This window comes from Cupriavidus sp. UYPR2.512 (assembly GCF_000379565.1).
Classification (GTDB): Bacteria; Pseudomonadota; Gammaproteobacteria; order Burkholderiales; family Burkholderiaceae; genus Cupriavidus.
Map to the genome: position 1 here is coordinate 1 of NZ_KB902951.1, position 4,502 is coordinate 4,502.

Annotated in this window: 3 protein-coding genes and 2 pseudogenes; 1 reads left to right on the top strand and 4 read right to left on the bottom strand. The window is 57.4% G+C overall.

Going from position 1 to position 4,502, the window contains the following annotated elements; translation table 11 throughout:
• The 3 genes and pseudogenes from A3A5_RS45665 to A3A5_RS44740 all read right to left on the bottom strand — a co-directional run.
• A partial coding sequence (locus A3A5_RS45665) for a helix-turn-helix domain-containing protein (protein ID WP_018311006.1) occupies positions 1-148 on the bottom strand: 148 nt, incomplete at its 3' end.
• A 238-nt stretch (positions 149-386) separates the two neighbouring features.
• Positions 387-666: pseudogene (locus tag A3A5_RS41455) on the bottom strand (hypothetical protein); the annotation flags it as partial.
• A 380-nt stretch (positions 667-1,046) separates the two neighbouring features.
• Positions 1,047-1,493, bottom strand: a complete 447-nt coding sequence (locus A3A5_RS44740; RefSeq protein ID WP_018311007.1) for a hypothetical protein — start codon at positions 1,491-1,493, stop codon at positions 1,047-1,049.
• 693 nt (positions 1,494-2,186) lie between these two features.
• On the opposite strand from A3A5_RS44740, the gene A3A5_RS0113015 reads away from it, so the two are divergent.
• A complete protein-coding gene (locus A3A5_RS0113015) occupies positions 2,187-3,782 on the top strand; it encodes an EAL domain-containing protein (RefSeq protein ID WP_018311009.1) in 1,596 nt (531 codons plus the stop codon).
• A 441-nt stretch (positions 3,783-4,223) separates the two neighbouring features.
• On the opposite strand, the pseudogene A3A5_RS38490 reads toward A3A5_RS0113015, so the two are convergent.
• Positions 4,224-4,502: pseudogene (locus A3A5_RS38490) on the bottom strand (IS4 family transposase); the annotation flags it as partial.

Genomic DNA, 4,502 nt, shown 5'->3' on the forward strand with positions numbered 1-4,502 from the left:
GTCCGACTCCCAACTGCTCGGCGATGTCCTTGTTCTGCATTCCGTTGGCGGCCAGCAGCACAATGCGCGCGCGCTGCGCCAGCCTCACGCTCGTGAGCTTCGACCGAACCAGCCTCGTCAAATTGGTTCGCTCCTCGTCGGTCAACATGATCTCGGGAGCAACTCGCACTCACTCTCTCCACGCTGTGTCGCAGTGTGGGCATTGGAGACGCCGAATTCATATAGGTTCCATCAAGAACAGAACGCTACACTAGCTTGCCTAACCCGGCAAGCTAGGCATGCGTGCATTCGACTACCCAATGATTCAGTGCCATGACACATGAGAACGCTCAAGAGCTATGTGACGATGACATGGTTTGGCTAGTCGCTCTTAGTACTGGGCGAACCCCTTTGCGCTTCCAGGGGGCCATGGCGCGGCGCAGCTGGTCCGCCTCGCCGGCAGAGAACCCAGTCGCCAGCATCGCCACCTGCATCAGCTGTTCCTGAAAGATCGGCACTGCCCAGCGTGCGCGACAGCGCCCGCTTCATTGCCTCGCTGGGATAGGTCACCGGCTCGAAGCCTTGCCGTGACCACTGCACCGGCCCGGGCCGCACGCTCGCCACTTCAATTGCCAGATCATAGAAGTTGCGCGGCCGCAGGCGCGGCAACATGGACATCTGGGCCCGGTGTACGGAACAACCACATGGGTAACAAACCAGAAACGGCATGGGCAAGCTCGGTATGCTGCGCCACACTTCGCGAGCGGTCTTACTCAGCAGGCTCACTTGATACAACCCAACCCTATCGCATGCTTTCTCCGAGCGGGAATCCCATACTTGGCAATCTTTCGGCTATCCAGCAGAGCGATGGGAATGCGCTTGGCGCTCTGGGCTGGCTCATTCATCAGGTTCCGTTGCGCGTTTGGGAGGTGCCCTGAACTAAGGGAAGGCCAAGCTGGTTCAGAAGGCGCGTATTGACACAACGCCGTAAGGCGAAATTTTGCTCTTGCTGGAGGTGTTGTGTTCGATGCCAGCGGCACCGGCGCACATCTGCCGGCGGTCAGGGTTCAAGCGCTGGACACGGCGGAGAAATCGAAATGCGCAGCCGCATACACGGCGTTGCACACCCAGATTTCTTGCCCGTTTTTATAGAAGATAACCCACTTGCCGTCGCTGACGAAGTGAGCGCCGGGAAACACCTCATTGTGGCCGTTGCTATCGTCCAGCGGGAAGGGCGCATGAGGCACGGCCCAGTAGTGGCCGCTCGGTAACGCTTCGATCGATTTCCGGGACATTTTTTTCGGCACCGCAATGCGGTGTCTCGTAACGCAAAAGCTCGCTGCTGCGGCAAAACGGATTGTGTCAATCCTGCAAAGGCGTGACATCGTCGCGAGACAGCCTCGTGTTGGCTCACAGCCCATCGACTCTTGCTTATCCAGTGTCATTTCGACATGGCGCCATACTTCTGGCATCGCCGTCCGAGTACTCGGCGTCGGCGCCATCATTGTGATCATCGCCGTTGCCTCACGGCAAGTCTACTGCGAGTCGCCGCGGAAGCCGACTTCGCCCGCGCGGATGAAGAAGCTGCGGCAATGATGTTGATTCGCTTCGAGACGATGAATCGATGTGGCCATTGCCAGAAGGTGTGAAACGGCGAGGAATCGTAGTTTTTGAAATGGCTTTTTTTAGCGACACCCGAAGTTTCGGCATGATGGTTGCCTCGGCTGTACGGTACTTCGCCACCCGGTCGATGGCGGAAGAGGAGCGCACAGTTTGCATCGATTAACTCAGAAGGACAAAGCTGTCGCACCTTTCCGTCGACTGCAATCTGTCTCGATGCCCGACCGCATTGCATTCGCCTGCTCGCTACCAACTCAAGAGGCGTCATGGCAAACTCTGCGAACTTCGGGGTAGAATCTCGCGCAGGTTACCATCGAGCGCACTGACCGTTCGCGTTTCCCAAAGGTCTTCTTCACCAAAAGGCTGCAGGCCTATTTCCGGCCAAATGGCGAGGAATTCGACGGCGCAAGCCGCGCGATGGCCAGAGTTCGTTCCAGGCTGGGAATGCTGCTCATATACCATTCACCCTAGCTCGACCCGATGTGGGGATGGTCGCCCCACCGTCGCACATAAATGTCAGTTCAGTGCGCCCCCGCCTCTATGCAGCGCCGATTTGGTATAGATTTCTCCGAAATCCGGACGACAATATGATTGATACCAACGCCATTTCTCGTGAGCTGTTACTTGATGCCCTGGCGCGAGAGGCCATCAAGCCCGCATTTCAATGTCTGGTCGATTTTCGAGACTATGGAGTCAAGGGGTTCGAAGTGCTGGCGCGATGGATCGAGCCCGGTATCGGGGAAATTCCACCAGTACGCTTCATTCCGGCGATGGAGCAGCACGGCCTGATGGATGCGCTGCTCATACATATGTTGTCCAAGGCGTGCCAGATCGCCGTAACCTGGGAGGGGGACTTCGCTCTGGCCTTCAATCTATCGCCACTTCAGTTGCAAAATCCTGCCTTGTTTGGCTTGATCCGAGAAGCTGCCGGATCGGTGCAGTTTCCACTCGCTAGGTTGCAGATGGAAATCACGGAAAACGCGCTGGTGACGGATATGGGGGTCGCGACATCGCTGATCCGGCAACTTAAGTCTGCAGGCGTTCAGATCGTACTCGACGATTTCGGCACGGGCTTTTCCAACCTCGAACGGCTACATGCTTTTGCGTTCGATAAGCTCAAGATCGATGCAGGCTTCGTCCGCAAAATGGACAGCGACGGCGACAGTCGCAGGATCGTTTCGTCCATTGTCGGTCTTGGGCAAAGCCTGGGAGTCGATGTAGTAGCGGAAGGGGTGGAGACTCAGATGCAAGCCGACATCCTACGGGACCTTGGTTGTAGCTTCGGGCAGGGATGGCTATTCGGGCGGGCAGTACCGCCGCCAGACGCAGCGCTGCTTCTGCGGCGCCGATTCGGTCAACCGGCTTCTGGGGATAGGTTATCCACGGTGTCGCCTTTTCAGCGATTGCATCAGCTCGAGGCGTTGTATCGCAACGCTCCGGTAGCGCTTTGTTTCATCGATCGCGCCCAGCGCTGCGTTAGCGCCAACCATCGGTTCCAGCAGGTCGTGGGGCTCACTAGCAGTCGGCTGATGGGACGTCGCTTGTCCGACGTGGTCAGCGTTGCAAGTATGGGTGGACTTCTCGCGGCGGTGGAGCGGATTTCGCAGGGGGCGGCGCCTGCACAGGTACAGATTGAGGCACCCTGCGATGCTTGGTACTTGGCATCCGTGCAGCCGGTCACGGATGAGGTTGGCGAGTGGATTGGGACATCGATCATCATGCTTAACGTGACCGATCAGCGCCGCGCCGAGCGCGCGATCCGCGAAAGCGAGGAGCATTTTCGCCGGGCCAACGAACTGTGCCCGGATATTGCGTGGACAGCGCTGCCGGACGGCACTCTCAATTATATGGGTCCGACGTTCGGCGAGACCCGCAACATGTCGGTTGAAGACCGTATCGCTGCGTGGCTCGAAGGCATGCACCCGGAGGATCGCTTGCGGGTACGAAAGGAATGGCTGGCCTGGTTACCAAGCGGCCAGCCGTTCGAGACCAATTTCCGCACTAAATGGTCCGATGGCTCGTGGCACTGGGTCAACAGCCGGGCACAGCCGCACTACGGCCCCGACGGCAAGATCGATCGCTGGTACGGTCTGATGGTGGATATTACGGGGCGAAGAGCGCTAGAACGGCGAATCTTCGTCCTTGAACGCCTATTAGCGCGCAGCCGCCGTCGGCAAGCTTGAGCACCACAAAGCGAACACCTGCCATAGCAACCATGCGCGCTCTTCCTAGAGTCTGCAGCGAGTACTGGCTCGCTACACAAGCTTTATGTGACCTGAATCTGTGCGTGCCCCTTCTGCGGCCTAACCGTATTTAGGCCCGCTGCCTTGGCTTCATACAATTGCCTGGCGGCCCTCATGTACCAGTGGGTTGGCCAAGAGCCAAGTGAGATTTTTCTCGTTTCGTGAGCCGCCGCTTGGCTTCCAGCGTCGCGTCCAGCGCCCTTCTTGTTCCAAGCCCGTCAGGCTGTCCATGCCGACATGGCTCTGCAATTGCCCGCTCGATCTCTCGTCGTACGCGGAGTTGCTGGGTAAGTGCCACTGACATCAACACGCATAGCACACAGAGCACGGTCATGATGCTGTGTCGGTATTTCAGCTTCGCCAGCTATCACTAGTGTCCGGTTAAATTTCGAACAAATTCAATTGGTTAGCGGCGTCGGGAACTTCTGACAGTGAAGAGTCGGGCTGAAAGGCCTGTGAAATAGGGGTTTTCTCGAAAACCGAGACGGACAAAATCTGTAGCAAAGTGTAAAGCGAGGCATTGAGTTGAAGCTCCTTCTTGACGATGGCGATGAGCACGTAGATGGACACGGCGCACCAGATTTGCGTCTTCACCGCGTTCTCGCTCGTGCCGAGGAATTTCTTGATACGCAGATGCTGCTTGATCCATTTGAAAAACAA